Origin of the sequence: Pseudomonas guariconensis (assembly GCF_015680235.1) — a bacterium.
Lineage (GTDB): Bacteria > Pseudomonadota > Gammaproteobacteria > Pseudomonadales > Pseudomonadaceae > Aquipseudomonas > Aquipseudomonas guariconensis_A.
The window spans coordinates 1-269 of record NZ_JADLJL010000105.1 but is presented as its reverse complement, the minus strand read 5'-3'; the positions used below and the strand labels follow the sequence as shown (position 1 = coordinate 269).

The window sequence follows — 269 nt, the reverse complement described above, 5'->3', positions numbered from 1 at the left end:
CGGCTCGCCCGCCTCGCTGGGCACCACATACGCCACCAGTTGCTGACCGCTCAGCCCCGGACGGGCCAGCACCACCGCCTCTCGCACCCCAGCCTGCTCCAGCAGGCGCGCCTCGATCTCGCCCAGCTCGATACGGAAACCACGGATCTTCACCTGGTTGTCCACCCGCCCAAGGTAGTCGATCACCCCGTCGGCGCGCTGGCGCACCAGGTCACCGGTGCGGTACAGCCGCCCGCCCGTGCTGAACGGGTCGGCCACGAAGCGCTCGG

1 protein-coding gene is annotated in these 269 nt (G+C 71.0%); it reads right to left on the bottom strand.

Annotation, left to right across the window (positions count from 1 at the left end; translation table 11 throughout):
• Nucleotides 1–269, bottom strand: a 269-nt coding sequence (locus IRZ56_RS23000; RefSeq protein WP_196147035.1) for an AMP-binding protein, incomplete at both ends; no start/stop codon positions are given.